General features: G+C 67.4%; 22 protein-coding genes. 7 read left to right on the forward strand and 15 right to left on the reverse strand.

The genetic code is table 11. The features are described from left to right. Positions 1 to 38: 38 nt before the first annotated feature. The 8 genes from AAFF27_26425 to AAFF27_26460 all read right to left on the reverse strand — a co-directional run bounded on the left by AAFF27_26425 (position 39) and on the right by AAFF27_26460 (position 9592). The gene (locus tag AAFF27_26425) at positions 39 to 836 is read right to left on the reverse strand and encodes a class II aldolase/adducin family protein (GenBank protein XAH23468.1); all 798 of its coding nucleotides are present in this window, start codon (positions 834 to 836) and stop codon (positions 39 to 41) included. A 25-nt stretch (positions 837 to 861) separates the two neighbouring features. Next, a complete protein-coding gene (locus tag AAFF27_26430; protein ID XAH26334.1) occupies positions 862 to 1830 on the reverse strand; it encodes a tripartite tricarboxylate transporter substrate binding protein in 969 nt (322 codons plus the stop codon). Positions 1831 to 1854: 24 nt separating this feature from the next. Continuing rightward, positions 1855 to 3075, reverse strand: coding sequence for a tricarballylate utilization 4Fe-4S protein TcuB (tcuB, locus tag AAFF27_26435; GenBank protein XAH23469.1), 1221 nt, complete (start codon positions 3073 to 3075; stop codon positions 1855 to 1857). Next, positions 3059 to 4480, reverse strand: coding sequence for an FAD-dependent tricarballylate dehydrogenase TcuA (gene tcuA, locus AAFF27_26440; protein ID XAH26335.1), 1422 nt, complete (start codon positions 4478 to 4480; stop codon positions 3059 to 3061). Before tcuA ends, tcuB begins: the two co-directional genes overlap by 17 nt. Positions 4481 to 4674: 194 nt before the next feature. After that, a complete protein-coding gene (locus tag AAFF27_26445) occupies positions 4675 to 5613 on the reverse strand; it encodes a LysR substrate-binding domain-containing protein (protein XAH23470.1) in 939 nt (312 codons plus the stop codon). Positions 5614 to 6164: 551 nt separating this feature from the next. After that, positions 6165 to 7223, reverse strand: coding sequence for a porin (locus AAFF27_26450; GenBank protein XAH23471.1), 1059 nt, complete (start codon positions 7221 to 7223; stop codon positions 6165 to 6167). Positions 7224 to 7461: 238 nt separating this feature from the next. Beyond that, positions 7462 to 8415, reverse strand: a complete 954-nt coding sequence (locus AAFF27_26455; protein ID XAH26336.1) for a tripartite tricarboxylate transporter substrate binding protein — start codon at positions 8413 to 8415, stop codon at positions 7462 to 7464. A gap of 85 nt (positions 8416 to 8500) precedes the next feature. Continuing rightward, positions 8501 to 9592, reverse strand: coding sequence for a 4-oxalomesaconate tautomerase (locus AAFF27_26460; protein ID XAH23472.1), 1092 nt, complete (start codon positions 9590 to 9592; stop codon positions 8501 to 8503). 146 nt (positions 9593 to 9738) lie between these two features. Between AAFF27_26460 and AAFF27_26465 the strand changes: the two genes are divergently transcribed. Beyond that, a complete protein-coding gene (locus AAFF27_26465; protein ID XAH23473.1) occupies positions 9739 to 10659 on the forward strand; it encodes a LysR family transcriptional regulator in 921 nt (306 codons plus the stop codon). A 385-nt stretch (positions 10660 to 11044) separates the two neighbouring features. On the opposite strand, the gene AAFF27_26470 is transcribed toward AAFF27_26465, so the two are convergent. Next, the gene (locus tag AAFF27_26470) at positions 11045 to 11884 is read right to left on the reverse strand and encodes an IclR family transcriptional regulator C-terminal domain-containing protein (GenBank protein ID XAH23474.1); all 840 of its coding nucleotides are present in this window, start codon (positions 11882 to 11884) and stop codon (positions 11045 to 11047) included. An 86-nt stretch (positions 11885 to 11970) separates the two neighbouring features. On the opposite strand from AAFF27_26470, the gene AAFF27_26475 reads away from it, so the two are divergent. From AAFF27_26475 to mnmA, 5 genes are all read left to right on the forward strand, one after another. Continuing rightward, a complete protein-coding gene (locus AAFF27_26475; protein ID XAH23475.1) occupies positions 11971 to 12963 on the forward strand; it encodes a tripartite tricarboxylate transporter substrate binding protein in 993 nt (330 codons plus the stop codon). 16 nt (positions 12964 to 12979) lie between these two features. Beyond that, entirely contained in the window at positions 12980 to 14488 is a 1509-nt protein-coding gene (locus tag AAFF27_26480) for an AMP-binding protein (protein ID XAH23476.1), read from the forward strand. Positions 14489 to 14502: 14 nt separating this feature from the next. Continuing rightward, the gene (locus tag AAFF27_26485) at positions 14503 to 15276 is read left to right on the forward strand and encodes a citryl-CoA lyase (protein ID XAH23477.1); all 774 of its coding nucleotides are present in this window, start codon (positions 14503 to 14505) and stop codon (positions 15274 to 15276) included. Continuing rightward, positions 15273 to 16094 carry an SDR family NAD(P)-dependent oxidoreductase gene (locus AAFF27_26490; protein XAH23478.1) on the forward strand — a complete coding sequence of 274 codons (822 nt, stop codon included), beginning with the start codon at positions 15273 to 15275 and terminating at the stop codon, positions 16092 to 16094. Before AAFF27_26485 ends, AAFF27_26490 begins: the two co-directional genes overlap by 4 nt. Positions 16095 to 16603: 509 nt before the next feature. Then, positions 16604 to 17731 (forward strand): tRNA 2-thiouridine(34) synthase MnmA, encoded by a 1128-nt coding sequence (mnmA, locus tag AAFF27_26495; protein ID XAH23479.1) that lies wholly within the window; start codon positions 16604 to 16606, stop codon positions 17729 to 17731. Between the two features lie 83 nt (positions 17732 to 17814). On the opposite strand, the gene AAFF27_26500 is transcribed toward mnmA, so the two are convergent. From AAFF27_26500 to gabT, 5 genes are all read right to left on the reverse strand, one after another. Beyond that, a complete protein-coding gene (locus AAFF27_26500) occupies positions 17815 to 18636 on the reverse strand; it encodes an ABC transporter permease (protein ID XAH23480.1) in 822 nt (273 codons plus the stop codon). Positions 18637 to 18803: 167 nt separating this feature from the next. Next, the gene (locus AAFF27_26505) at positions 18804 to 20060 is read right to left on the reverse strand and encodes an ABC transporter permease (protein ID XAH23481.1); all 1257 of its coding nucleotides are present in this window, start codon (positions 20058 to 20060) and stop codon (positions 18804 to 18806) included. Between the two features lie 23 nt (positions 20061 to 20083). Continuing rightward, complete coding sequence (locus AAFF27_26510) at positions 20084 to 21112, reverse strand: ABC transporter substrate-binding protein (protein ID XAH23482.1); 1029 nt, start codon at positions 21110 to 21112, stop codon at positions 20084 to 20086. 49 nt (positions 21113 to 21161) lie between these two features. Beyond that, positions 21162 to 22256 carry an ABC transporter ATP-binding protein gene (locus tag AAFF27_26515; protein XAH23483.1) on the reverse strand — a complete coding sequence of 365 codons (1095 nt, stop codon included), beginning with the start codon at positions 22254 to 22256 and terminating at the stop codon, positions 21162 to 21164. A 23-nt stretch (positions 22257 to 22279) separates the two neighbouring features. Continuing rightward, the gene (gene gabT, locus AAFF27_26520) at positions 22280 to 23572 is read right to left on the reverse strand and encodes a 4-aminobutyrate--2-oxoglutarate transaminase (GenBank protein XAH23484.1); all 1293 of its coding nucleotides are present in this window, start codon (positions 23570 to 23572) and stop codon (positions 22280 to 22282) included. A gap of 162 nt (positions 23573 to 23734) precedes the next feature. Between gabT and AAFF27_26525 the strand changes: the two genes are divergently transcribed. Continuing rightward, positions 23735 to 25144, forward strand: coding sequence for a PLP-dependent aminotransferase family protein (locus AAFF27_26525; GenBank protein XAH23485.1), 1410 nt, complete (start codon positions 23735 to 23737; stop codon positions 25142 to 25144). Between the two features lie 71 nt (positions 25145 to 25215). Here the strand turns inward: AAFF27_26525 and ssb are convergent, their stop codons facing one another. Continuing rightward, positions 25216 to 25764: a single-stranded DNA-binding protein gene (ssb, locus tag AAFF27_26530; GenBank protein ID XAH23486.1), complete on the reverse strand. Its 549-nt coding sequence runs from the start codon at positions 25762 to 25764 to the stop codon at positions 25216 to 25218. Between the last annotated feature and the right edge of the window lie 97 nt (positions 25765 to 25861).

The following is a 25861-nucleotide window of genomic DNA, read 5'->3' on the forward strand; positions in this document are numbered from 1 at the left end:
GTTGTGGGTAGGCGGCGTGACGCCGTAGGCCTGGGGCCTCAGTCGCGGTAACTCGGGTCGATGCGGTCGAGCATGCGCAGCAGCGCGGGCCACTCCATCACGCCGTAGGGGCGGCGGGTGCCGGGCTGGTAGTTGTTCCAGGTTTCTTCCAGCACCGGCTGCGCCACCTGGGCCAGCGGGCTGCCGGTGGCCATGGCGGCGAGCTGCGAGCGGCAGGCAAGCTCAAGCCGGTGCATCCAGTTGAAGGCCTCACCGACGGTGCGGCCCACGGTGAGCGCGCCGTGGTTGCGCAGGATCAGCGCCTCGCCCTGGCCCAGGTCTAGAAGCAGCGAGGCCTGCTCGGCCGTGTCGAGCACCACACCTTGGTAGTCGTGGTAACCGATCTTGAGGAAGCGCATCGCAGTCTGCGTGATCGGCAGCAGCCCGCATTCAAGTGCCGATACCGCCATCGAGGCCCAGCTGTGCGTGTGGATCACGCAGGCCACCTCGGGCCGCGCCTCGTGCACGGCGCTGTGGATCACGTAGCCGGCCTTGTTGACGCCATAGCCGAGCGCGCCAAAGTCGGGCTTGGCGAGGATGGCGCCGTCGTGGTCCACCTTGATGAGGCTGGACGCCGTGATCTCTTCGTACATCATCCCGTAGGCGTTGATGAGGAAGGCGCCGTCCTCGCCGGGCACGCGCGAGGAGATGTGGTTGGCCATCATGTCGGCCATGCCGTAGTGGGCGACTAGGCGGTAGCAGGCGGCAAGGTCGACGCGGGCCTGCCATTCGGCGTCGCTGCAGTGCGCGCGCATCGAGGGGATCTGCAGCACGCCGGTGCTGGCGGAGGTGGTCATATGGGTTTCCTTTTTTCCGTGTTGGTCAACTCGCGGTGATCTTGCGTTCGCGTACGACCTTGCCCCATTTGTCAGATTCACTGCGCATGAAGCCAGCGAGTTCTTCGCGTGTCGTTGGCTGCGGCGTGAGGCCATGCTTGTCGAGCGCGGCCTTGACCTCGGGGTCGTTCAGCACCTTGACGATCTCTATGTTCCAGCGATTGAGCAAGGGCACGGGCGTCTTGCCGGGCGCAACAAAGGCGTACCAATTGAGCGCCTCAAAGCCGGGGTAGCCGGCCTCGGCCACGGTCGGGATATTGGGCAGATAGGCCGGGCGGGCGGGCCCGGTGGTGGCCAGCGGGATGAGCTTGCCCGCCTCTACATGCGGCATGGCCGTGGGCGGCGCCGAGAAGTAAGAGGCCACGCGCTCGCCCAGCAAATCCTGCAGCGCCGGCGCGCCGCCCTTGTAGGGCACGTGCACCATCTCTATGCCTGCGCGCTGGTTGAACAGCTCGCCCGCAAGGTGCGAGGCCGAGCCGGCGCCGGTGGAGGCGAACTCCACCCGGCCGCCGTTCTTGGCCAGGGCGACGAACTCGGCCAGGGTCTTCACGCCCAGGCCCTTGTGCACCACCAGCACGTTGGGAAAGTTGACACCGCCGGACACCGGCGCGAGGTCCTTGAACGGGTCATAGCCGACCTTCATCAGGTGCGGCGCAATCGTCAGCGGCCCGACGGAGCCAAACAGCAGCACCGTGCCATCGGCCGGCGCATGGGCCACCTGCTGGTGCGCGATGTTGCCGCCAGCGCCGCCCTTGTTGTCCACCACGACCGACTGGCCGATGTTCTCGCCCAGCTTCTTGGCGATGATGCGCGCGGCGGCATCGGCCGCGCCACCGGGCGCGAAGCCGACCACCAGCGTGACCGGCTTGGATGGCGGGAAATCCTGGGCCGCGGCGGGCATCGCTGCGGCAGCGAGTGCGCAGGCTGCGGCGAGGCAGGCAGTGCGTCGTTTCATCATGGTTTTGTCTCCTGTTGTTGTTCAATCCGACCCTAGCTGCAGCCTGCTGGGCAGGCGCTTCTCTATCGCGTACTTGAGCAGCGCGGCCGAGCGGAAGATGCCGTGGGCAAACTTGCCGTAGGGCAGCGTGAGGAACAGCGCCATCACCGTGCCCAGGTGGATCGCCAGCCACAGCGCCATGAAGCGCGTGTCGCGCAGCACCAGCAGCGCCAGGCCGGTCAGGCTCACCAGCAGCAGCAGTGCGATGAAGCCGCGGTCCATGGGCTTTTGCGCCGCGTCGCCATGCTGCGGATCGCGCCGCAGGTTGAGCCACAGCAGGCCCACGGGCCCTATCACCAGCCCGATGCCACCAGCCGTGCCCAGCAACACCGGCAGGCTGGACAGCGCATAGGGCGCCTGCAGACCCAGCAGGTAGTGGTAGAGCGTGGCCACACCGGTCGAGGCGAAGCACAGCATGAAGCCGTAGAAGGTGAAATGGTGGAAGCGCCGGCGCCAGAGCGTGAAGCGGTCGTCTGCGTTGTTGCAGCCCTCGCCGTGGCCGCCATCGAGGTACTTCAGCCGCAGCGCATCTTGCGCGGCCTCGCTTGCGGCGGCGCCGCGCACGCGGGCCGTGCCGGCCGGGTCATCGCGGGCCGGCGAGACCTCTCGCCAGAAGCGGCGCACGCCCATGCCCAGGGCGAACACGACAAACGCAAACACGCTGCCAAACACAGCCGCCAGAAAGTTGTGCGGAAAGATGGCGTAGAAGTTGCCCGCCAGCGGCGCGTGCACCAGCGCGCCCGCCATAGCCACGGCCAGCACCAGGAACAGCGCCAGGCCGCCCGCCAGGGACAGCGCCACGGTCAGGCCGGCGCGCTTGTAGAGCGCGCCCAAGGCGGGTGGCCAGGCGTAGTCGGCATAGGTCTGGCCACGAACCTCGGCCATGGCCTTGGGCACGTTGACGGCGAACTCGTGCGGCGGCGCGTACTGGCAGGCATGCAGGCAGGCGCCGCAGTTGTGGCAGAGGTTGGCCAGGTAGTGCGTGTCGGCGCTGCCAAACTCCAGCCGGCGCGTCATGGCCGGGAACACGGCGCAAAAGCCCTCGCAGTAGCGGCAGGCATTGCAGATCTGCAGGATGCGCGCGACCTCGGCCTCGCCGGCGTTCAACGGCAGCGCTGCTGCGTGGATCGGTATGACGCGCGGGCTGGCGATGCCGCCGGCATCGGCCTTGGCACGCTCTACAAGCTCAACGACCTGCTGCATGCGCGGCCTCCTGGTGATTCTTTTGCTGCGCCGCACGTGCGGCCTGGGTGCCGGCGATGCGGCCAAAGGCCGTGCCTATGCTCATGCCCACGCCTGCGGTGTAGCCCTTGCCCAGCACGTTGCCGGCCATCATCTCGCCGGCGACGAACAGGTTCGGGCTGGGCCTGCCGCCAAAGCGCACGGCGGTGGTGTCGTCCACCTTCAGTCCCAGGTAGGTGAAGGTAATGCCGGGCTTAAGCGGGTAGCCGTAGAAGGGTGCCGTGTCTATCGGCCGCGCCCAGTGCGTCTTGGCGGGCGACAGGCCTTCGGTGTGGCAGTCATCGAGCGCGGTGTGGTCGAAAGTGCCGACACGGCAGGCGGCGTTGTAGTCGGCCACGGTCTGCAGGAAGGTGGCCTCGTCCAGGCCCAACTTGCGCGCCAGCTCGGGCAGCGTCTGCGCGGTGGTGCCCGGGAACACTGGCGGCATGAAGCGGCCGATGGCCTTCTGGTCGATGATCGAGTAGCCGACCTGCCCCGGCTGCTGCGCCACCAGGCGGCCCCAGATGGCGTAGCGCTTGGGCCAGAAGTCTTCGCCCTCGTCGTAGAAACGGCGCGCCTCGCGGTTGACCACGATGCCCAGCGACACGCAGTCGATGCGGGTGCAGATGCCGCCGTCGTAGAGCGGCGCGCGCGCGTCTATCGCCACCATGTGGCCCTGCGACGGATCGCCAATGGTGTCGGCGCCGGCCTCGATCATGTGCTTGAGCAGCACGCCCTGGTTGAAGCGCGTGCCACGCACCAGGAAGTTGTCGGCCGGCCATTCGCCGCGCGCGTTCTGGCCCCAGGCCTCGCGCAGCCATTCGCGGTTGGACTCGAAGCCGCCGCAGGCCAGCACGCAGCTCTTGGCGGCGATGCGTTCGCCGCGCTCGGTGTGCACCGCGACAAAGCAATCACCGTCCAGCTCCACGGAAGTCACCGGTGTGTCGTAGCGGATCTGCACGCCCAGGCGCTCGGCGCTGCGGTAGTAGGCATTGACCAGGGCCTTGCCGCCGCCCATGAAGAAGGCATTGGTGCGCGCCACATGCAGCGCGCCCGACAGCGGCGGCTGGAAGTGCACGCCGTGGCTGCGCATCCAGTCGCGGCAGCGGGACGAGGCACGTATCACCAGCCGCGCCAGGTGCTCGTCGGTCTGGCCGCCGGTGACCTTCAGCAGGTCTTGCCAGTATTCCTCTTCCGGGTAGGCATCGACCAGCACGTCTTGCGGCGCATCGTGCATGCAGCGCAGGTTGCGGGTGTGCTGCGAATTGCCGCCGCGCCAGGCACGCGGCGCGGCCTCCAGCAGCAGCACGCTGGCGCCGGCCTCGCGTGCCATGAGGGCGGCGCACAGCGCGGCGTTGCCGCCGCCTATTACCAACACATCAGGCAGCGCCATCATGCGCGGCCTTTGGCGATCAGGCGGGAGTGAAGAGCAGGCAGGCCCAGGCCTGCCCGTTGGAAGCTGCGGTGCACAGAGCGGTCTCCGTCGTGGGGTTTTGTTTGCACTGAATGTAGGCAGTGCGGCGCCCGGGCGAAAGGCGCGTGCAGGCATGGCCCCATCACGATTCGTGATGGGTGCGTGCGTCAGCTATCCGCTGGCAGCAGCGTGGCGCCGGCCCAGCGGCCGGCCCCGACCAGCGCGCGGGCGCAGTCGGCCAGCACCACGCGTGCCGCCAGCGCGGCGGGCGACAGTTCGTCGTCCGACAGGCTGCACAGCAGCGAGCGGCGCCGGGCCGCAGCGTCGGCGATCTCGGCCAGATGAAAGCGCTGCGCCGCGTCGTGAAAGCGCCCCACGGCAGACCAGGGCTGCAGCGTGCTGCCCAGGCCGGCGTTGACCGCGTCCATGACCAGCGCCAGCGAGTCGATCTCCATCGCGATGCGCGGCTTGGTGCGCGCGCGGGCAAAGGCCGCGTCCAGCGTGCTGCGCAGGCCATGCGGGCCGCTGGGCAGGATCAGCGGCTCGTCGCGCAGTTGTGCCAGGCGCAGGCGCGCCGGCAGTGGGGCATCCATGGCCTGCGCGGAGCGGATCAGGAACAGCGCCTCGTCCAGCAGCGGCAGCACGCTCCAGCGGCGTGCGGGCTGGGTGTCGAACAGCACGGCCAGGTCCAGCTGGCGCGCGTTGAGCATGGTGGACAGATGGCCCGACAGGCCCTCGACCATATGCAGCCGCACGTCGGGATAGCGCTCGCGCATGGCGCGCATCAGCGGCACGCCCAGCACCGATGCGGTGGTGGGCGCCAGGCCCACGGTGACCGAACCGGTGAGCCGCGCCTGCTGCGCCGCGCGCACCGCCTGCTCGGCGTGGCGCAGCGTGAGCTGGGCCTCGCGGAAGAAGGCCAGCCCGGCCTCGGTCGGCGCCACGCCCTTGCTGCTGCGCTGCAGCAGGCGCGTGGCCAGCTCGCTCTCGAGTCGGCTCAGTTGCTGGCTCAGGGCCGAAGGCACCAACTCCAGGTCCAGCGCGGCACGGCCCATGGAGCCAAGTTCCACGACGCGGACGAAATAACGGAGTTGGCGCAGTTCCACGGGCTCCCTGTCTGGATGAAGAAGCGGGATTGTCCTGCGGAACCAGCGCCTGCAGCCAGCACCGCATGTAAGCTATTAAATAGATAGCTATTAGCCCAAGTGGCGCCTGGGCTAGAGGCATATTTCATCAATATTCTGATCTGCCCCCGGGAAGCGCGCCGCTCAGAAGCATCCCTTTCAAGGTCTTTGAGATATCCCTTGGCGGCTTGCCTTGCAGGCGGCGGGAGCCGGGAGTTCGCCCCGGCGGGCGAGTAACTTTCTCTTGTGGTCTGCCCAAGAGAAAGTCACCAAAGAGAAGGCGACCCCACGTGCTGCGTCCCCTGCGCTTCGCTGCGGGGCAACCTGCGGTACTCGCGTCAGGCGGGGTATCGCCCAAACTCGCTTCGCTCAGACAAGGGCGATCCCTTATCCGCCTGCCGCTGCGCTCCTCGGCGCATCCCGAGGGGACCCGGGACAGCCACACGGGCCATCGCTGCGCTCGGCCCGGCTCCCGCCGTCAGCAAGACACGAGAACTACCGAACCGATCACAAGACCTTCAAAGCGATGCCGCTCAGAAGGTGTGCATCACCCCCAGCGAAGCCCCGGTGGAGCGCGACTTGTTGCCCGCGCCCTGGTAGCCGTCCTGCCAGCGGGTCAGGTCCAGTTCGGCATACAGGCGCGTGCGGCGCGACAGTTTGTATTCGCCCACCACCACGGCACGGCCATAGCCGTCGGCCCGCGCCGTGGTGCGCGAGCGATCCACCTTGTAGTAGGCCGCCGTGATGTCGATGGCCTGGGTTGCCGCAAAAGTACCGCCGGCCGAGAGCACGCGCTGCACCGTCTCGGCGGTGGCCGAGGTCTGCGCCTTGTTGCGTCCCGCATTGGCGGCCAGGCGCAGCGCGCCCCAGCGGTAAGAGGCGCCCAGCGTGTAGGCCTCGAGCTTGCGCCCATCGGCATCCTTGAAGCCCTGGTAGGCGCCGGATACCGCCAGGTCGCCGCTGGCATAGGCCAGGCCCGCTCCGCTGGAGGACAGGGACGATGTGCTGCCTGCCGCCTCGCCAAAGCCGTACATCGCGCGTGCGGTCACCGGGCCAAAGCTGCCGCTGTACTTCACGGAGTTGTCGAGCCGGTAAGAGCCGGTGGTCAGGCCCGCGCTGCCAAACTGAATGCCCAGGCCGTGCTGGCTCAGGGCGACGGTGTTGATGTTCGGGTTGAAGCTGGCCACCCGCATGCCCAGCGGGTCGACCGGCGAGATGGCATCGGCCAGCACCGTGGTCTGGCGGCCCGCCGTCACCGTGCCCCAAGGCCCCGACAAGCCAAGGTACGAGCCCCGGTCAAAGTACTTGCTGTTGACCGACGTCCCGGTATCCAGGTTAAGGCCCGCCTCCAGCAGGAACAGCGCCCGCAGGCCACCGCCCAGGTCCTCGGTGCCGCGCAGCCCCCAGCGGCTGGTGTTGTCGACCCCGCTGTTGAGCCCGCTGAACGAGCCCGCCGCCGGCGCAAACGACGGCGACAGGCCGCTGGCATGGCGCACACTGGCATCGGCGATGCCGTAGAGCGTGACATTGCTGGTCTGCGCCATGGCGTGGCTGCCCGCCAGGGCGGCACACAGTGCGAGTGTTTTTTTCATGAAAGTCTCCTCAGTTTTTTTAGTGGGAAAACGGTCGTCCGCAAGGCGGTGAAACCAAGCGCGCAGTCTCGGCCAGTAGTTCCCGGCGCAGCGTGATTTCTGATTGCCTTGCGTTCTCAATAACTTATTTATCTGGGGTTAACCCTTGGCGCTCTGGCGCACTCCCCCAATCAGATAGCGGGCAAAAGGCATTGGACGTGCCGATAAAACTTATCGGCATATCAGCGGCGCAGTACCCTCAATCAGCCGCGAGCCGCGCCTGCTCGACCACGCCGCGCCACTTGACCAATTCCTGGCGCACCGTGCTGCCCAGGCCGTCGGGCGTGCTGGTATCGACCACCGCGCCGTGGGCTTCGATGCGGCTGACGATCTCCTTGTCGGCCAGCGCGGTGTTCAGGGCCTTGTTGAGCTGCTCGACGACGGCGCGCGGCGTCTTGGCCGGCGCAAACAGCGCATACCACTGGGTCACGTCCACGCCCTGGATGCCAAGCTCTTCCAGCGTCGGGATGTCGGGCATGGCGGACGAGCGCTTGGCACCCGCTACCGCCAGCGCGCGCAGCTTGCCGCTCTTGACGTAGGGGTAGGCCGTGAACAGGCTGGGGAACATGACCTGGGTCTGGCCGGCCATGGTGTCGGTCATGGCGGGCGCCGATCCCTTGTAGGGCACATGGGCCAGTTGCGCGCCGCTCGCCAGCTTGAACATCTCGGCCGCGAAATGTGGCGCCGTGCCATTGCCGGCCGATGCGTAGTTGAACTTGTCCGGCTGGGCCTTGCTGAGCCGGACCAGATCAGCCACGGTCTTGGCCGGCACCTGCGGGTTGACCACCATCAGCGTGGGCGAATAGCACACCATGCCGATCGGCTCGAAGCTCGCAACCGGGTCATAGCGCAGCTTTTGCAGCGCCGGGTTCATGCCATGCGTGCCGATGTAGCCGAACAGGATGGTGTAGCCGTCCCCCGTGGCGCGCGCCACGTACTCGGAGGCGATCGAGCCATTGGCGCCGGCCTTGTTGTCGACGATGACCTGCTGGCCCAGCAGCGTGGACATCTTCTGCGCCACGGTGCGCGCAATGGCGTCGTTGCCGCCGCCGGCCGCCGTCGGCACCACCAGCGTGATCACACGTTCGGGGTAGGCGGCATGCGCTGCAAAGGCGCAGATGCCCAGCGCGGCGGCGGTGATGGTGCCGAGCATGCGGCGGCGCCCGGACGGGCCAGGTGGATGGCTTTTCATGATGTCTCCTTCTTTGCGAAATGGCGCTGCCTGGCAGCGCCGGGGATCAGGTCGCGAGAACGCTCTCAGGCATGTACAAGGTGCCTTCCAGGATCTTTCGCGCCGTGCGAACCAGGGCGGCCTGCACCAGGCGGAACACGCCATCGGTCTCGGCCAGTTCGACCTCTACGTGGATGCAGCCGGCCGGGTGCAGCACCGTTACGCGGCGCGTGCCGCTGCTGGGTGTGCAACGCATATCGGTGGCGACGGTGCCCGGCAGCACCAGGGCTGCGGCCACGCCGATGGCGCCGGTGGCGGCATGCGAGCGGTGGCAGCGCGCAGGTGTGAAGTAACGCGACTGGATGCTGCCCGGCAGCGGGCCTGGCGACACCAGCACCGGCTTGGGCAGCACGCTGCTGGAGACATCGCCCATGCCCATGCGCAGGGCCGCGCTGCGGCGCAGCGCCTCCAGCCGCGCCAGCAGGGCGGTGTCGGCATCGAGCACGGCCGGCGTCTCGTCACCGCGCAGGCCCAGCGCATGCGCGGGCACCAGCACCATGACCTGCGCCGCGTCTATGCAGCTGACTTCTATGCCGTCGATCAGGTCGATGCGATTGCCGGTGGGGAAGATCTGCCCCGTCACCGCACCCCAGGCATCCAGAAAGCTGAGCAGTACCGGCGCGGCCGTGCCCTGCACGCCGTCGATACGCACATCGCCCTCGTAGCTCACACGGCCGCCGGGCGTGTGCACCTGTACGTTGATGCGGGAGCGGGTATTGACGTTGAAGACACGCACCAGCGTCGTGTCGCTGCCAGCGCTGGCGGCCACCAGCCCCTGCTCGATGGCGAACGGGCCCACGCCCGCCAGCATGTTGCCGCAGTTGGGGCGGGTATCGACGCGGGCCTCTTCCACGCTGACCTGGGCGAACAGGTAGTCGACATCGCAGTCCGGCTGGGTCGAGCGCGAGACGATGGCGACCTTGCTGGTCAGCGAGTTGCCGCCGCCCAGGCCGTCGATCTGCAGCTCGTGCGGCGAGCCCAGCGCCGCAATCAACGCGCGGTCGCGCTGCAGCGTGTCGGCAGGCAGCCAATCGCCCAGAAAGAAAGGGCCGCGGGAAGTGCCGCCGCGCATCAGAACGCAAGGAATGCTGTGAACCATGGCGGCGATGTTCGGTTCTGACCGACCATCTGTGAATTGCAATTTTCACAAGCATTGATGCATGGCACGGAGGTTTCTTATTGCGCGCCGGGCATGGATGGGTGCACCATGCGGCACCGTCCTGCACCCGCTCACGCACCCGATCCATGAACACCAAATTCGACCTGGCCGACATGCAGGCCTTTGCCGCCGTCGCCGAGCTACAGAGCTTTCGCGCTGCGGCCGAATCCATCCACCTGTCGCAGCCGGCCTTCAGCCGGCGCATAGACAAGCTCGAAGAAGCGCTGGGCGTGCGCCTGCTCGACCGCACCACGCGGCGCGTCACGCTGACCGCCGTGGGGCGCGACTTCGCGCGCAAGACGCGGCAGTGGCTGGACGACCTGGACGGCATGCTGATGGGCCTGGGCGACGTGGCGGCACAGCGCATGGGCGAGGTCACCATCGCCTGCGTGCCCTCGGCCGTGTACTACTTTCTGCCGCAGGTGGTGAAGCGCTACCACGAGCGCTTTCCGCGCATCCGCGTGAAGGTGCACGACGCCAGCGCCAACGAGGTGCTGGTGGCGGTGGCCCAGGGCGATGCCGACTTTGGCCTCAACTTCATTGGCAGCCAAGAGACCGAGATCGAATTCAAGCCGGTGCTGGCCGAGCGCTTTGTTGCCGCCTGCCGGCGCGACCACCCACTGGCGCGGCGCAAGAAGGTGAGCTGGGCCGACCTGGGGCAGCACGACTTCATGTCGGTGGGCAAGACCTCTGGCAACCGCCTGCTGATGGACCTGGCGCTGGCCAACGTACCCGACCGGCCGCAATGCCTGTACGAGGCCAAGCATGTCACCACCCTGCTCGGCCTGGTGGAAGCCGGCCTGGGCGTGGCCGCCGTGCCAGGCCTGGCGATGCCGGGCAAGGACCACCCGACGCTGGTGAGCATTCCACTGGTGGACCCGGTCGTCACGCGCCAGATGGGGCTGATCAAGCGTCGTGGCCGCTCGCTGTCGCCGGCTGCGCAGCAGCTTTATGAGCTGCTGGCTGCGACGCGCTCCGCTCGGTCCACGCGCGTTCGCAAGGCCTGAGCCGCGAGAGGGTGTTTGAGATATCTCTGCGCTGTGTGCCTTGCAGGCGGCGGGTGCCGGGAGTTCGCCCCGGCGGGCGAGTAACTTTCTTTCGCGTCGCCGAAAGAAAGTCACCAAAGAAAGGGCGACCCCACTGTGGCGGTCCGGCTTTGCCGGACTGCTCTGCGGTGCTCGGCGTGGGCAGGCGACTGCGGAACTCGCTTCGCTCAAACAGTCCTCGCCGACCGCGCTACGCGCGGCAACCTGCCCCCACCTCCGCTCCTCGACGCCACAGAGGGGACCCCGGGACAGCCACACGGGCCATCGCTGCGCTCGGCCCAGCTCCCGCCATCAGCAAAACACCAGAACTATCGAACAGACCACAAGACCTTGAAAGGGATGCGTCTTACAAACCCTTGGGCAGCAAGGCCGCCAGTGCGCTGCGCATGGCGCGCGCTATCAACTGCTGGCGCTCGCGCGGCATGCGGTCGATGGAGGAGGCCACGCTGATACCCGCCACCGGCGCACCGCTGGCATCGCGCACCGCCATGCCGGCAGCGAGCACGCCCTGGGTTGCATGGTTGCCGATCACGGACCAGCCGCGCTCGCGCGTGGCGCGCACCAGGATCTGCATGCGCTCAGGCGTCATGCCGCCGTACTGCGCCAGCACTGCGGCGTTGGCTGCGGTGGTGGCCTTGACCTCGTCATCCGGCAACGCCGACAGCAGGGCCAGCCCGGCGGCGCCGACACCCAATGGCTGCCGCGTGCCGACCTGGATCACCAGCATCTGCAGCGGGTGCGTGCCCACGTGGCGTGCGATGCAGTGGGACAAGGGCCCTTCGCGCACCACCGCAAACGCGGCGTCGCCGCACGCGGCGCTGACACGCGCCAGCACGGGCTGCAGGCGCACCGCCATGTTCGATGTGCCCGCGGGCGGCACCGAGCTGGCCAGGCGCAGGCCCGCCACGTAGCGAAAGCGCCCGCGCTGCGCCACGTAGCCGCACTCCAGCAGCGTGGCCAGCAGCCGGTAGACCGTGGCGCGCTCCAGCTCCGCGATGCGGCACAGATCGACCACGCGCAGGCCCTCCTGGCCGCTGGCAGCGACCGCGTCCAGCAGTTGCAAACCACGCCGCAAGGTGCGGCTGCCGAGCTCATCGCCCGGCTCTGCCGCAGGTTTGGGCGGCGGGGCCGTCTTTTTCAAAACGTCCGGCTGCCGGACGTTTCGATTCGCGGTGCGGGAAGGCATGGAGAAGAATTTCCTGGTCAACGGAGCCATCTTGCAGTGTGCCGCAGCGCGGCCGGCAAGAGGTATCCACCATAAGGAGACAAACCATGACATCGCATACCGCTTCGCGCCGGCGCCTGTTGGCGCACGCCTTCGCCCTGGCGCTTTCCCTGCCCTTTGCGCAGGCCCAGGCCCAAACCACCAACTGGCCGACCAAGCCGATCAAGCTGGTGGTGGGCTATGCCGCAGGCGGGGCCACTGACGTGGTGGCGCGCCTGGTCGCCGTCAAGCTGGGCGAGCAACTGGGCCAGCCGGTGATCGTGGACAACCGCAGCGGCGCCAACAGCAATGTGGGCGCCGAGGCAGTGGCACACGCGCCGGCCGATGGCTACACGCTCTATGTCTTCACCATCGCCAACACCATCAATGCCTCGCTCTACGACAAGCTGGGCTACGACCCGCAGAAGGACTTCGAACCGATCGGGCTGATCGCCAAGATCCCGAACATTCTGGTGGTGAACCCCAAGCTGCCGATCAAGACCCTGGCCGACTACGTGCGCTTTGCCAAGGAGTCGCCCAACGGCATCACCTTTGCATCTTCGGGCAGCGGCTCGTCCATCCACCTGTCGGGTGAGATGTTCAAGATGTACGCCAAGCTCAACATGCTGCACGTGCCCTATCGCGGCAGCGCGCCGGCCGTGACCGATCTGCTGGGCGGGCAGGTGCAGTCGATGTTCGACAACACGCCCTCCTCGCTGCCGCACGTGAAGGCCGGCCGGCTGCGCGCGATTGCCATCACCAGCGCCCAGCGCTCGCCACTGCTGCCCGATGTGCCAACGGTGGCCGAGTCTGGCTTCCCGGGCTTTGACGTGCAGTCGTGGTTCAGCCTGGCTGCCCCTGCGGGCACGCCGCAGCCAGTGATTGCGCGCGTCAACGCCGCGCTGAACCAGGTGCTGACCGCCCCCGAGATGCGCCAGCGCCTGATGGACCTGGCCGCCACACCAGAGCCCGGCACGCCCGAGCAACTGCGCAGCTTTATCGCGGCCGAGACCAAGCGCTGGCACGAGGTCGTCAAGCAATCCGGCGCCAAGGCCGAATAAGGAGTACCCAGGCACCATGTTTCCCATCGATTTCTTCTGGCGCGCGGCCGAGCGCTGGCCCGGCAACATCGCCATCGACACGCCCGGCGGCGGCATCCGCTACGACGCGCTGGCCGCGCAGGTGTCGGCACTGGCCGCAGCCCTCAACGCGCTCGACCCGACACCGCAAAGCCGCGTGGGCATCTGCGCCAAGAACAGCGCCGAGCACATCGCCGTGCTGCTGGCGGTGCTGGCCTGCGGCAAGGTCTGGGTGCCGCTGAACCCGCAAAGCACGCGCCCGGAGATACGCCGCATCATCGATGCGACCGAGCCCTCCATCCTGGTGCTGGACACGGCCTGCGCCGAGCTGCTGCTGGATGCCCCCGGCGCGCGCATCTACAGCGGCGCCGCGCCCCAGGGCGAGCCCACCCTTGCCGCGCTGACGGCGCAACACGCCGGCGCGCCGCGCCCGGTCTTCGACCTGCCGCTGGACGCCACGCAGGCCATCAAGTTCACCGGCGGCACCACGGGTGCCCCCAAGGGCGTGATGCAGCCCTACCGCGCCTGGATGGCCAATATCGCCAACCAGATCCAGGCCTGGGGTTTTGACGAACACGAGCGCTACATCGTGGCCGCGCCGATCACCCATGGCACCTCGACCTACCTGCTGCCCATCCTGGCGCAGGGCGGCTGCCACGTGGTGCTGGCCGGTGCGGGTGCCGAGGCGGTGCGCTCGGCGTTCAAGGAGCGCGGCGGCACGGTGTGCTTCATGCCACCCACGCTGGTCTACATGCTGATGGCGCTGCCTGGTGCATCGCGCGCGGATTTCCCGCAGCTGCGCCGGCTGATCTACGGCGGCGCGCCGATGCCGCCAGAAAAAATCCGCGAGGTGCGCGACTTCTTCGGCCCGGTGCTGGGCACCACCTATGGCCAGACCGAGGCGCCGCAGATCCTCACCGTGATGCGCCCCGAGGATTTCGAAGACCCGCGCAACTGGGCCGCCGTGGGCCGCAGCACCTGGTTCAACGACGTCGCCGTCATGGCGCCCGATGGCCGGCTGCTGCCCACCGGCGAGGTGGGTGAAGTCGTGGCGCGCGGCGATCTGCTGATGACCGGCTACTGGCGCCTGCCCGAGAAGACGGCAGAGACCCTGGTGAACGGCTGGCTGCACACCGGCGACCGCGGCCTGATCGACGCGCGCGGCTACCTTTACTTGAAGGACCGGCTGAAGGACATGGTCATCACCGGCGGCTTCAACGTCTACCCGGTGGACGTGGAGAACGCGCTGGGCCAGCACCCCGCCGTGCACGAATGCGCGGTGTTTGGCGTGCCTGACGACAAGTGGGGCGAGGCCGTGCATGCCGGCGTGCAGCTGCGCCCCGGCATGCAGGCCAGCGCGGCCGAGCTGATTGCCTTTGTGCGCGAGCGCCTGGGCCCGGTGCAAACGCCTAAGCACATCCATTTCCATGACAGCCTGCCGCGCTCGCCCGTGGGCAAGGTGCTCAAGACCGCCGTGCGCGACCGCGCCATTGCTTCTATCGCCTGATGAAGGAACCCTCTATGACCAACACGCCCACCACCCGCCTCTGCACCCACACCCTCACCAGCCTGCACTACCGCGATGCCAACCTGGTCGAAGACCTGATGGGCAAGAAGAGCTTCACCGAAGTGATGCTGATGCAGATCCTGGGCCGCAACCCGCGCGGCGTGGACCTGCGCATCACCGACGTGGTGCTGATCGTGCTGATGGAGCACGGCCTGACACCCAGCGCCATTGCCACGCGCCTGATCTACATGAGCGCACCCGAGAACCTGCAGGGCGCGGTATCGGCCGGGCTGCTGGCGGTGGGCAGCTCTTTTGTCGGCACCATGGAGAACTGCTCGCGCCTGCTGGACCGCATTGGCGCGGCAGCCGACCCGGAGGCCGAGGCGCAAGAGATCGCACGCGAGCACAAGGCCTTGAAAATCCCGGTGCCAGGCTTTGGCCATCACCTGCACAAGCCGGTAGACCCACGCGCTTACAAGCTGCTGGACCTGGCGCGTGCCGAGCCGGATCTGGCGGGCGACAAGATCCGCGCGCTGGAGTGCCTGTCGCGCGCAGTGGATGCCGCCGCCGGGCGCCCGATCACCCTCAACGCCACCGGCGCCGTGGCCGCCCTGCTGGGCGAGATCGGCGTGCCCACCAACGTGATGCGCGGCTTTGCCGTGATCTCACGCGCGGCGGGCCTGGTGGCGCACATCGTCGAAGAGCAGCAAAGCCCGTCGGGGCGCTTTATCTGGGACACCATCGAGCACGCCATTCCCTATGTGGGTGAAGGCGGCCAGGCCGCATGAGCACGCGGCCGCCGGCGCTGCCGCTGGACCTGTCGGGCCGCGTCGTCTTCGTTGCCGGCGCGGGCTCGGCCGGCCCGGGCTGGAGCATTGGCCGCGCCTCCAGCCTCACCTACGCCCGGCTGGGCGCGCAGGTCTGCGTGGTGGACCGTGACGCGGCCTCGGCCAACGAGACCACCGCGCTGATCCAAACCGAGGGCGGCACGGCCCAGACCTTCATCGGCGATGTGGCAGAACCCGCCGACGTGCTGCGGCTCTTTGCCCAGGCGCGCGAGCGCTTTGGTGCCATCGACGTGTTGCACCACAACGTCGGCATCGGCAAGACCGGCGGCCCCATGGAGACCAGCGCCGAGGACTTTGACCGCATCCACAGCGTGAACGTGCGCAGCCTGCTGCTGGCATCGCAGCAAGTGCTGCCCGGCATGGTGGAGCGCGGGCGCGGCGCCATCATCGCCGTATCGTCCATTGCCGCCATGCGCTATCTAGGCTACCCACACCTGGCCTACGGCGTGACCAAGGCGGCGGTCACCCACTTCACGCGCATGTTGGCGCAGCAGTACGCAACCCAGGGCGTGCGCGCCAACACCGTGGTGCCGGGGTTGATCGATACGCCACGCATCGCCACCACGGTGGCCAAGATGTTCTCTGCCACCGACCTGGACGAGGCCCGCGCCGCCCGTGCACGCCAGGTGCCCATGGGCCGCATGGGCACGGCCTGGGATGTGGCGCATGCCTGCGCTTTTCTGGCCAGTGATGCGGCGGCTTATGTCACGGGGACTGAGTTGGTGGTGGATGGCGGGATTACGGGCAAGTTTGTTTGATGGATTTTGATGAAATATGCCTCTATCCCAGGTTCTGCCTGGGCTATTAGCTATTAATTTGATAGTTTCGCCTTGCTGGCGGCGCAAGCGGACAGCCAGTCCCCACCCCAGCCCTCCCCCAGCGGGGGAGGGAGTACACGCGGGCCGAGCGCAGCGATGGCCCGTGTGGCTGTCCCGGGGTCCCCTCTGTGGCGTTGAGGAGCGCAGGAATCGGCAGGTTGCCCGCAGCGAAGCGAAGGGACGGCGAGGACTGTTTGAGCGCAGCGAGTTCCGCAGCCGCCTGCCGATTCCGAGCACCGCAAAGCAGTCCGGCAAAGCCGGACCGCCACAGTGGGGTCGCCTTTTCTTTGCCTACTTTCTTTTGGCGAAGCAAAAGAACAGTAGGTCGCCCGCCGGGGCGAACTCCCGGCACCCGCCGCCCGCAAGGCAAGCAAGCCTGAATATCTCAAAGCCCCACCCCATTGCCCCGCCACCAGCCAGGGCTCGCCCCAAAAAATACAATCCCCGCAATGAATGCACATCCCAAGCAGCGCGTCGTCGTCGGCCTGAGCGGCGGCGTCGACTCTGCCGTCACCGCCCATTTGCTGAAGCAGCAAGGCCACGAAGTGGTCGGCATCTTCATGAAAAACTGGGAAGACGACGACGACAGCGAGTTCTGCTCCTCCAACATCGACTTTGTCGACGCCGCCGCCGTGGCCGACGTGCTGGGCATAGAGATCGAGCACGTCAACTTCGCGGCCGACTACAAGGACCGCGTGTTTGCCGAGTTCCTGCGCGAATACCAGGCTGGCCGCACGCCCAACCCCGACGTGCTGTGCAATGCCGAGATCAAGTTCAAGGCCTTCCTGGACCACGCCATGCGCCTGGGCGCCGAGAAGATCGCCACCGGGCACTACGCCCGCGTGCGCTTTGACGCGGCCTCGCAGCGCTACCAGTTGCTCAAGGGCCTGGACCCGTCCAAGGACCAGAGCTACTTTCTGCACCGGCTGAACCAGGCGCAGCTCAGCAAGACCCTGTTCCCGGTGGGCGAGCTGCACAAGACCGAGGTGCGCCGCATCGCGGAAGAAATCGGCCTGCCCAATGCCAAGAAGAAGGACTCGACCGGCATCTGCTTCATTGGCGAGCGGCCGTTTCGAGAATTTCTCAACCGCTACATCAGCAAGGAGCCGGGCACCATCCAGGACGAGCGCGGCCGCACGCTGGGCCGGCACGAGGGCCTGAGCTTCTACACCCTGGGCCAGCGCCAGGGGCTGGGCATAGGCGGCATCAAGGAGAAGGGCGCGCAGCGCGGCGGCGGCGAGCACGCGCCGTGGTTTGTGGCGCACAAGGACGTGGAGAAGAACGTGCTGCGCGTGGTGCAAGGCCATGACCACCCCTGGCTGCTGTCGCACCGGCTCACGGCCGATGACACCAGCTGGGTGGCCGGCAGCGCCCCCACCAGCACCACGCTGGCCGCCAAGACCCGCTACCGCCAGGTCGACGCCGCCTGCAGCTTTGCGCCGGCGGGCGACGGCTTCGCGCTGGCCTTCCCCGATGCCCAGTGGGCCGTCACGCCCGGCCAGTCGGCCGTGCTGTACGACGGCGAGGTATGCCTGGGCGGCGGGGTGATTGCGTCGGCGGAAACCTTGGCGGTTTGAGTTTTCAAGCGAAATATGCCTCTAGCCCTTGTCCCGCCTGGGCTTATAGCTATATACAAGATAGCAAACAAGCCCTGCCGTTCCTAGCGCCGCCGCCCGCGCAGCCACTCCAGCGCCAGCAGCAGCGCGGTGGTGAAGATGATCAGCAGCGTGGCAACGGCCGCGATGGTGGGCGAGATGTTCTCGCGGATGCCGGTGAACATCTGGCGTGGCAGCGTGACCTGGTCTGGCCCCGCCAGGAACAGCGTCACCACAACCTCGTCGAACGAAGTGGCAAACGCAAACAGCGCACCTGAGATCACGCCCGGCGCAATCACCGGCAGCGTGATGCGCATGAAGGTGCGGAACGGTGTCTCGCCCAGGCTCAGCGATGCGCGCACCAGGTTGTGGTTGAAGCCGGCCAGCGTGGCGAGCACGGTGGTCAGCACAAAGGGCGCGCCCAGCGCCGCATGCACCACGATCAGCCCGAAGTAGGTGTCGGCCAGGCCCAGCGGCGCGAAGTACAGGTAGGTGGCCACGCCCACCACCACGATGGGCACCACCATGGGCGAGATCAGCACGGCCATGAGCAGGCCCTTGAAGGCAAAGCTGCTGCGCGACAAGCCCACCGCCGCCAGCGTGCCCAGCACGGTGGCCAGCACCGTGGCGGCTGGCGCGACGATGAAGCTGTTGCGCGCCGCGCGCGCCCACTCGGCTGAACTGAACAGGTCGCGGTACCAGCGCAGCGACCAGCCGGGGATCGGGTAAGCCAGGAAGGAGCTGTCAGAGAAAGACAGCGGGATCACCACCAGGATAGGTGCCAGCAAAAAGGCCAGCACTGCGACGCAGCCGGCGCGCACCGCCCACCAGCCGAGCTTGTCGGCAAAGGTGGCATAGGCCGGGAATTGGGGAAGCTTCATGTGCATCTCAGTTTTTCATTGCGCTGCGCGCCACCCACATCACACGAAACGCAAGGCCGCGGAGCAGGCCATGCCAGGGCACCCATGGAGCCGGCTTCGCCGGGCCATAGGGTGCGCCCCCTTGAGGGGGTTGGCGAAGACGCGAAGCGCGAAGCCTGGGGGTGATTTCATTTTTAGCCCAAGCTCAGCTCGGCCTTGCCGATGCGGCGGTACACGGCATACAGCAGCAGCGTGGCCACCAGCAGCACGGCGCCCAGCGCGCAGGCCATGCCCCAGTTGATTTCCACGTTGGTGTAGCGCGCGATGTAGTAGCTCAGCATCTGGTCGCCCGCGCCGCCGAGCAGGGCCGGCGTCACGTAGTAGCCAATGGCCAGGATGAAGACCAGCAGCGCGCCCGCGCCAATGCCCGGATAGGTCTGCGGCACATACACGCGAAAGAAGGCCGCCAGCGGCGAGCTGCCCAAGGACACGGCCGCGCGCAGGTAGGTGGGCGGCACGCTCTTCATGACGCTGTAGAGCGGCAGGATCATGAAGGGCAGCAGGATGTGCACCATGGCAATGATCACGCCGGTGCGGTTGAACAGCAGCGCCAGCGGTTGGTCGATCAAACCAATGCCCATCAGGCCGCGATTCACCAGGCCTTCGGACTGCAGCAGCACGATCCAGGCCGCCACGCGCACCAGGATCGATGTCCAGAACGGCACCAGCACCAGGATCATCAGCACATTGGCCTTGCGCGCCGGCAGCGTCGACAGCCACCAGGCCAGCGGGTAGGCCAGCAGCAGGCAGAAGATGGTGACCACAGCGCTGATCTGGAAGGTGCGCAGCAGGATGCTGGCAAAGGCGCGCTGGTCGGCGGGCATGCGCTCTACTTCGCCCGCCGCATCGCGCCGCAAGTCGACCGAGGCCAGCAGGTAGTCAGGCGTCCAGCGCGAGCCGTTCTTGGCAATCGCCAGCCAATACGGTGCCTCGCCCCAGCGCGGGTCCAGCGCCAGCAGGCGCGCCTTGACCTCGTCCGGTGTGCCGGCAATCGGCAGCGCCCGGAAGGTGCCCATCACCAGCGAGCGCGCACCCGCCACCTCGGTGTTGAGGCGGCGCGCCAGCGCGCCGGCATCAGAGCTGTCGGGCAGCTTGCCAAGGTCAGCCACGATGGCGGCATAGGCCGCAGGCGCGGGCGCTTCCTTGCGGTTCCAGCCGTCCAGCGCGCGCACGGTGCGCGGCAGCGCGTTGGCCACCTCGGGGTTCTCGACCGCGCGCTGCAGCAGCGCCACGATGGGCACCAGCAGCGTCAACAGCAAGAAGACCAGCAGCGGCAGCGTGAGCACAAAGGCGCGCCACTTGCGGCGCGACTCGGCACGCGCCAGCGCATGCTTGAGCGAGCCGGGCGGCGCCTGTGCCGCAACCTGGGGAACAGTGCTTGCCGCTTGCATGGCCTCTTTCACGGTCGTGTTGCTTACTGCGTGGCCCAGGACGCAAAGCGCTTCTCCAGCGCCTCACCCTGGTCGGCCCAGAAGGCGACGTTGATCTGCAGCGCTTCCTTGGCGTTGGCCGCAGAAGTCGGCAGGTCACCCAGCACCTTGCTGCTGAGCGAGGCCAGCGCCTTGGTGTTGGTCGGGCCGTAGGCGATGTTCTGTGCGTAGACCGCCTGGTTGGCCGACTGCAGCGCAAACTGGATGTACTTGAGCGATGCCTCCTTGTTCGGCGCGCCTTTGGGGATCACCAGGTAGTCCAGGTCATAGATGCCGCCCGGCCAGAAGATCCTGAGGTTGCGGCCCTCGCGGTTGGCGGCGTCGATGCGGCCGTTGAACACTGTGGTCAGCACCACATCGCCAGCCACCAGGAACTGCGGCGGTTGCGCGCCGGCTTCCCACCACTGGATGTTGGGCTTGAGCTCGGTCAGCTTCTTGAAGGCGCGGTCTGCGCCTTCCTTGGTGGCCAGCACCTTGTAGATGTCGGCTGGCTTCACGCCGTCGGCCATGAGCGCGAACTCGAGGTTGTAGCGCGCGCCCTTGCGCATGCCGCGCTTGCCCGGGATCTTCTTCACGTCCCAGAAATCGGCCCAGCTGGTGGGCGCAGCCTTGAGCTTGTCGCCGTTGTAGGCCATCACGGTCGACCACACGAACAGGCCTACGCCGCAATCGGTCACCGCCGCCGGCAGGAAGTCGGCCTTGTTGCCGATCTTGGCGTAGTCGAGTGTCTCGAACAGGCCCTCGTCACAGCCGCGCACCGCATCGGGCGACTCGACCTCGACCACGTCCCAGGTGACTTTCTTGGTCTCGACCATGGCCTTGATCTTGGCCTGCTCGCCGTTGTACTCAACCGGGATGATCTTGGTGCCGGTCTTCTCGTAGGGCTCGTAGTAGGCCTTCTTCTGGGCGTTGGCATTGGCGCCGCCAAAGTTGACCACGGTGAGCTGCTGCTGGGCAAAGGCCGGCAGCGCAAAGCTGGCGGCAAGGGTGCAGGCGAGAAGTGTCTTTTTCATGCTGAGTGCCTTCCTGGGCGATAGACGAGGATGAGGGAACGGACGGACTTCAGGGCTTATAGAGGCGCGTATGCGCCATTGGAATTTCGAGCACCACGGCTTCGCCGGCCTGCGGCGCGGCAGTGCCGTCAAGGCCGGTCAGCGGCAGCTTCACCGTGGCTTCGGCCTGGTCGCCACCGAGCTTGCACAGCAGCCGCAGGTGGTCGCCAAAGTAGATGACGCGCGCCACTTCGGCGGCGAGCATGTTGGCGCCTTGCGCCTCGGGCTGGCGGTGCAGCACCACGCGCTCGGGGCGAATGCAGGCCTCTACCGCCGTGCCCACGGCCGCGCCGCTGACGTTCAAGCCCTGCAGCACGCGGCCATCGGGCAGCGTCATGGCAGCCTGCTCGCCGCCGTGGCTCAGCTGGCCCTTGAGCACGGTGTTGTCACCGACAAAGCCGGCCACGAAGCGGTTGGCCGGCATCTCATAGAGGCGGTCCACCGTATCCAACTGCTGGATCACGCCTTCGTTGAACACCGCCACGCGGTCGCTCATGGTGAGCGCCTCGCCCTGGTCATGTGTGACATACACAAAGGTCACGCCCAGTTGGCGGTGCAGGTCTTTCAGCTCGATCTGCATGTGCTCGCGCAGTTGCTTGTCGAGCGCGCCCAGCGGCTCGTCCATCAGCACCAGTTGCGGCTCGAACACCAGCGCGCGCGCCAGTGCCACGCGCTGCTGCTGGCCGCCGGAGAGCTGGCCGGGCAGGCGATCCGTCATGCCGCGCAGCTGCACCATGTCAAGCGCGCGCTGCACGCGGCGCTGCTGCTCGTCCTTGGGCACCTTGCGCACGGTCAGCGGATAGGCCACGTTCTGGCCCACGCTCAGGTGCGGGAACAGCGCGTAGTTCTGAAACACCATGCCAAAGTTGCGCTTGTGCGGCGGCGTCTTGGTGATCTGCTTGCCATCGAGCAGGATGTCGCCCGCAGTGGGCGACTCGAAGCCCGCCAGCATCATCAGCGTGGTGGTCTTGCCCGAGCCCGAAGGCCCGAGCAGGCTCAAGAATTCGCCACGGTGGATGTCCAGATCAAGCTGGCGCACCACCAGGTGGTCGCCGTCATAGGTTTTCTGGACGCGCTGGAAGCGCACCAGTGGTTCTGCTGTCATGGAGGGCTTCAAGAAAGTGTCGATCAGCGCAACGCGGCGAAACTGTCCGCCAGCAGCGCCAGGCCTTCGTCCACAAGCAAGTCCGATGCCGTCAAGGGCACCAGCACGCGAATGACGTTGCCATGGCTGCCGCAGGACAGCAGGATCAGCCCGCGCCGCGCTGCCTCGGCCACCACCTGGCGCGTCAGTGCGGCGTCGGGCCGCGCGGTGTCGCCTTGCTCGAACAGCTCGATCGCCACCATGGCGCCCAGGCCCCGCACGTCGCCAATGGCCGGCTCATTGGTCGCAATGCGGCGCAGGCCGGCCGTGAGCCGCTCGCCCAGCGCCCGGCTGCGCGCCAGCAGTTGCTCGTCGTCAAACACTTTCAGCACCGCCAGCGCCGCCGCGCAGCCAATGGGGCTGCCGGCATAGGTGCCGCCCAGGCCGCCGGGCGTGGGGGCGTCCATCACCTCGGCGCGGCCGACCACGCCCGAGATCGGGAAGCCGCCCGCCATCGACTTGGCGGTGGTGATCAGGTCCGGTGCCACGGGCCATTGCTCGCTGGCAAACCAGGTGCCGGTGCGGCCGGCGCCGGTCTGCACCTCGTCGGCAATGATCAGGATGCCGTAGCGGTCGGCCAGCGCGCGCAGGCCTTCAATAAAGTCGTTGGGCGCCACGTAGAAGCCGCCCTCGCCCTGCACCGGCTCCAGGATGAAAGCGGCCACGCGCTCGGGTTCGATGTCGTTTTTGAACAGCAGCTCGACCGAGTGCAGCGCATCGTCCACGCTCACGCCGTGCAGGGCGTTGGGGTACAGCGCATGGAACACCTCGCCGGGGAACGGGCCAAAGCCGATCTTGTAGGGCGCCACCTTGCCGGTCAGGCCCAGCGTCATCATGGTGCGGCCGTGGTAGCCGCCGGTAAAGGCGATGACACCGGGGCGCTTGGTATAGGCGCGGGCGATCTTGACGGCGTTCTCGACCGCCTCGGCGCCGGTGCTCAGGAAGATCGACTTCTTGGCGAAATTGCCCGGCGCCAGCGCATTCAGGCGCTCGGCCAGCTCCACATAAGACTCATAGGCCAGCACCTGGAAGCAGGTGTGCGAGTAAAGATCAACCTGCGCCTTCACGGCGGCGCTGATCTCGGGGTGGCAGTGGCCGGTGTTGAGCACCGCGATGCCACCAGCAAAGTCGATATAGCGGCGCCCCTCGACATCCCAGACCTCGGCATTGGCGGCGCGGCTGACGAAGATTTCATGGGCCTGGCCAACACCACGGGCCACGGCCGCGCCACGGCGGGCCATAAGGGCGGCATTGCTGAGATGGGGTTCGCGCTGCATGGATACGATCTGTGCCTGAAGGGTAAGAAGCAGGCACTTTAGGTTTTGCGCCCCGGCCCGGCCATGTACACCGCAAGGGCCGGTCTGGCAGACTGTGCAGGTCCTGTACCCTGTACATACTTTCCCCAACCTGGTGCAGATCGCCCTGCCAGGATGCCTTCGATGCTTATTCTTCGCCCCGAACAACCAACCTCCCTGGTAAGCCAGATCGTGGAAGGGCTGCGTGGTCTGATCGGCACGCAGAGGCTCAAGGCCGACAGCAAGCTGCCCTCGATCCGCGCCTTCGCCGCCGCCCACGGCGTGAGCGTGTTCACGGTGGTCGAGGCCTACGACCGGCTGGTGGCGCAAGGCCTGCTGGTGTCGCGCGCCAATGCGGGCTTTTTCGTCAAGCGGCGCAGCGAGGACAGCAGTGCAGGCGGCACCGTGGCAACGCAGGCCGACCCGCGCTTCGATGCGCGCTGGTACCTGCGGCAGATCTTCGAGAACCGCAACCTGCCGCTCAAGCCCGGCTGCGGCTGGCTGCCGCACGACTGGCTGTTCGAAGACGGCATACGCCGCAGCCTGCGCACGCTGGCCGCCGGCGGCACCGACATCGGCGGCTACGGCCTGCCCTTTGGCCATATGGCGCTGCGCATGGTGGTGGCCGAGTCGCTGTCCGAACGGCAGATCGTGGTCGAGGCCGATCAGGTGCTGCTCACCCAAGGCTCCAGCCAGGCGCTGGACCTGGTGGCGCGCCAGTTGCTCAAACCGGGCGACGAGGTGCTGGTGGATGACCCCGGCTATCCCAACCTGATGTTCATGCTGCGTTTTCTGGGCGTGAACCTGATCGGCGTGCCGCGCACGCCCACCGGCTACGACCTGCCCGCGCTGGAAGCGCTGCTGGCCGTGCACCGGCCCAAGGCCTTCTTCACCCAACCCCGGCTGCAAAGCCCGACCTGCTCGCTGGCATCACTGCCGCAACTGGTACGGCTGCTGCAACTGGCGCAAGAGCACCGCTTTGTGCTGGTAGAGAACGACATCTATGCCGACATGGATGCGTCTTCACGGCCCTCGCTGGCCAGCCTGAGCCAACTGCGCCAGGTGATCTACGTCAGCAGCTTCTCCAAGACCATTTCGCCCAACATCCGGGTTGGCTATGTGGCGGCAGAGCCGGAGCTGATGGAGGATCTGGCCCAGCTGAAGATGGTTTCAGGCCTTACCTCTTCAGACATCACCGAGCGCCTGGCCTTTGGCGCCGTGACCGACGGCCGCTGGCGCAAGCACCTGAAATCGCTGCGCGACCGGCTGGCGCAGGCACACGCCAATGTCGCACGGCAGCTGGAGGCGCAGGGCTTCGAGCTGTTCCATGAGCCTGCCGCGGGCCTGTACCTGTGGGCACGCCACCCCGACATCACCGACACCGCCGAGCTGTCGCGACTGGCCGCCGCCGAAGGCATCCTGCTCGGCCCAGGCCAGCTGTTCCTGGTCAACCCGCGCCCCACCGGCTGGCTGCGCTTCAACGTGGCCTTCAGCGAGGACGAGCGGCTGTGGCGCTTCCTGGCGCGCAGCGTTGAGGAACGCAAGGGCGACTGACTGACGGCAAAGAAAAAGGCCCGCAGCCTTGCAGCTGCGAGCCTTGGTGGGCGGAACGGGGGCGTTCTGGATCAGAACGGGATGTCGTCATCCATGTCGTCAAAGCCCGAGGGCGCGCGGCTGCTCGGGGCGGGTGCCGGGGCGGCGCGTGGGGCGGGCGCTGGGGCCGGGCGCGGTGCTGCGGCGGGCGCGGCGCGGCGTTGCGGCGGGGCGCTGTCGTAGCCGCCGCTGTCGCCGCCGCCTTCATAGCCGCCATCACCACCGCCTTGCGGGCCGCCGGCGCCCTGACGGCTGCCGAGCATCTGCATCTGGTCAGCGCGGATTTCGGTGGTGTACTTTTCGATGCCGGCCTGGTCGGTCCACTTACGGGTGCGCAGGCTGCCTTCGACATAGACCTGCGAGCCCTTGCGCAGGTACTGGCCGGCGATTTCGGCGAGCTTGCCGTTGAAGACGATGCGGTGCCACTCGGTGGCCTCGCGCATTTCGCCGCTGGTCTTGTCGCGCCAGCGGTCGGTGGTGGCTACGGTGACGTTGGCGACCTGATCGCCGTTGGGGAAAGAGCGCATCTCGGGATCGCGACCGAGATTGCCAACGACGATGACTTTGTTGACGGATGCCATGGTGGGGGGCCTACAGAGAATGAGGTAGAGGGGGAAAGCAGCACTGGGGCCAGCGAAGGACCGCCATTGTGCCGCAGCCCGGGCCGGCACGGGGCTG

Origin of the sequence: Xylophilus sp. GW821-FHT01B05 (assembly GCA_038961845.1) — a bacterium.
Lineage (GTDB): Bacteria > Pseudomonadota > Gammaproteobacteria > Burkholderiales > Burkholderiaceae_C > Xylophilus.

Bases quoted from the DNA above. Each gene is read 5' to 3' on its own strand.
- AAFF27_26425 (XAH23468.1), bottom strand. From the start codon at position 836: ATGACCACCTCCGCCAGCACCGGCGTGCTGCAGATCCCCTCGATGCGC.
- AAFF27_26475 (XAH23475.1), top strand. From the start codon at position 11,971: ATGACATCGCATACCGCTTCGCGCCGGCGCCTGTTGGCGCACGCCTTC.
- AAFF27_26430 (XAH26334.1), bottom strand. From the start codon at position 1,830: ATGAAACGACGCACTGCCTGCCTCGCCGCAGCCTGCGCACTCGCTGCC.
- AAFF27_26450 (XAH23471.1), bottom strand. From the start codon at position 7,223: ATGAAAAAAACACTCGCACTGTGTGCCGCCCTGGCGGGCAGCCACGCC.
- AAFF27_26510 (XAH23482.1), bottom strand. From the start codon at position 21,112: ATGAAAAAGACACTTCTCGCCTGCACCCTTGCCGCCAGCTTTGCGCTG.
- AAFF27_26525 (XAH23485.1), top strand. From the start codon at position 23,735: ATGCTTATTCTTCGCCCCGAACAACCAACCTCCCTGGTAAGCCAGATC.
- AAFF27_26460 (XAH23472.1), bottom strand. From the start codon at position 9,592: ATGGTTCACAGCATTCCTTGCGTTCTGATGCGCGGCGGCACTTCCCGC.
- ssb (XAH23486.1), bottom strand. From the start codon at position 25,764: ATGGCATCCGTCAACAAAGTCATCGTCGTTGGCAATCTCGGTCGCGAT.
- gabT (XAH23484.1), bottom strand. From the start codon at position 23,572: ATGCAGCGCGAACCCCATCTCAGCAATGCCGCCCTTATGGCCCGCCGT.
- AAFF27_26455 (XAH26336.1), bottom strand. From the start codon at position 8,415: ATGCTCGGCACCATCACCGCCGCCGCGCTGGGCATCTGCGCCTTTGCA.
- AAFF27_26505 (XAH23481.1), bottom strand. From the start codon at position 20,060: ATGCAAGCGGCAAGCACTGTTCCCCAGGTTGCGGCACAGGCGCCGCCC.
- AAFF27_26465 (XAH23473.1), top strand. From the start codon at position 9,739: ATGAACACCAAATTCGACCTGGCCGACATGCAGGCCTTTGCCGCCGTC.
- AAFF27_26480 (XAH23476.1), top strand. From the start codon at position 12,980: ATGTTTCCCATCGATTTCTTCTGGCGCGCGGCCGAGCGCTGGCCCGGC.
- AAFF27_26485 (XAH23477.1), top strand. From the start codon at position 14,503: ATGACCAACACGCCCACCACCCGCCTCTGCACCCACACCCTCACCAGC.
- tcuB (XAH23469.1), bottom strand. From the start codon at position 3,075: ATGCAGCAGGTCGTTGAGCTTGTAGAGCGTGCCAAGGCCGATGCCGGC.
- AAFF27_26470 (XAH23474.1), bottom strand. From the start codon at position 11,884: ATGCCTTCCCGCACCGCGAATCGAAACGTCCGGCAGCCGGACGTTTTG.
- AAFF27_26500 (XAH23480.1), bottom strand. From the start codon at position 18,636: ATGCACATGAAGCTTCCCCAATTCCCGGCCTATGCCACCTTTGCCGAC.
- AAFF27_26490 (XAH23478.1), top strand. From the start codon at position 15,273: ATGAGCACGCGGCCGCCGGCGCTGCCGCTGGACCTGTCGGGCCGCGTC.
- AAFF27_26515 (XAH23483.1), bottom strand. From the start codon at position 22,256: ATGACAGCAGAACCACTGGTGCGCTTCCAGCGCGTCCAGAAAACCTAT.
- mnmA (XAH23479.1), top strand. From the start codon at position 16,604: ATGAATGCACATCCCAAGCAGCGCGTCGTCGTCGGCCTGAGCGGCGGC.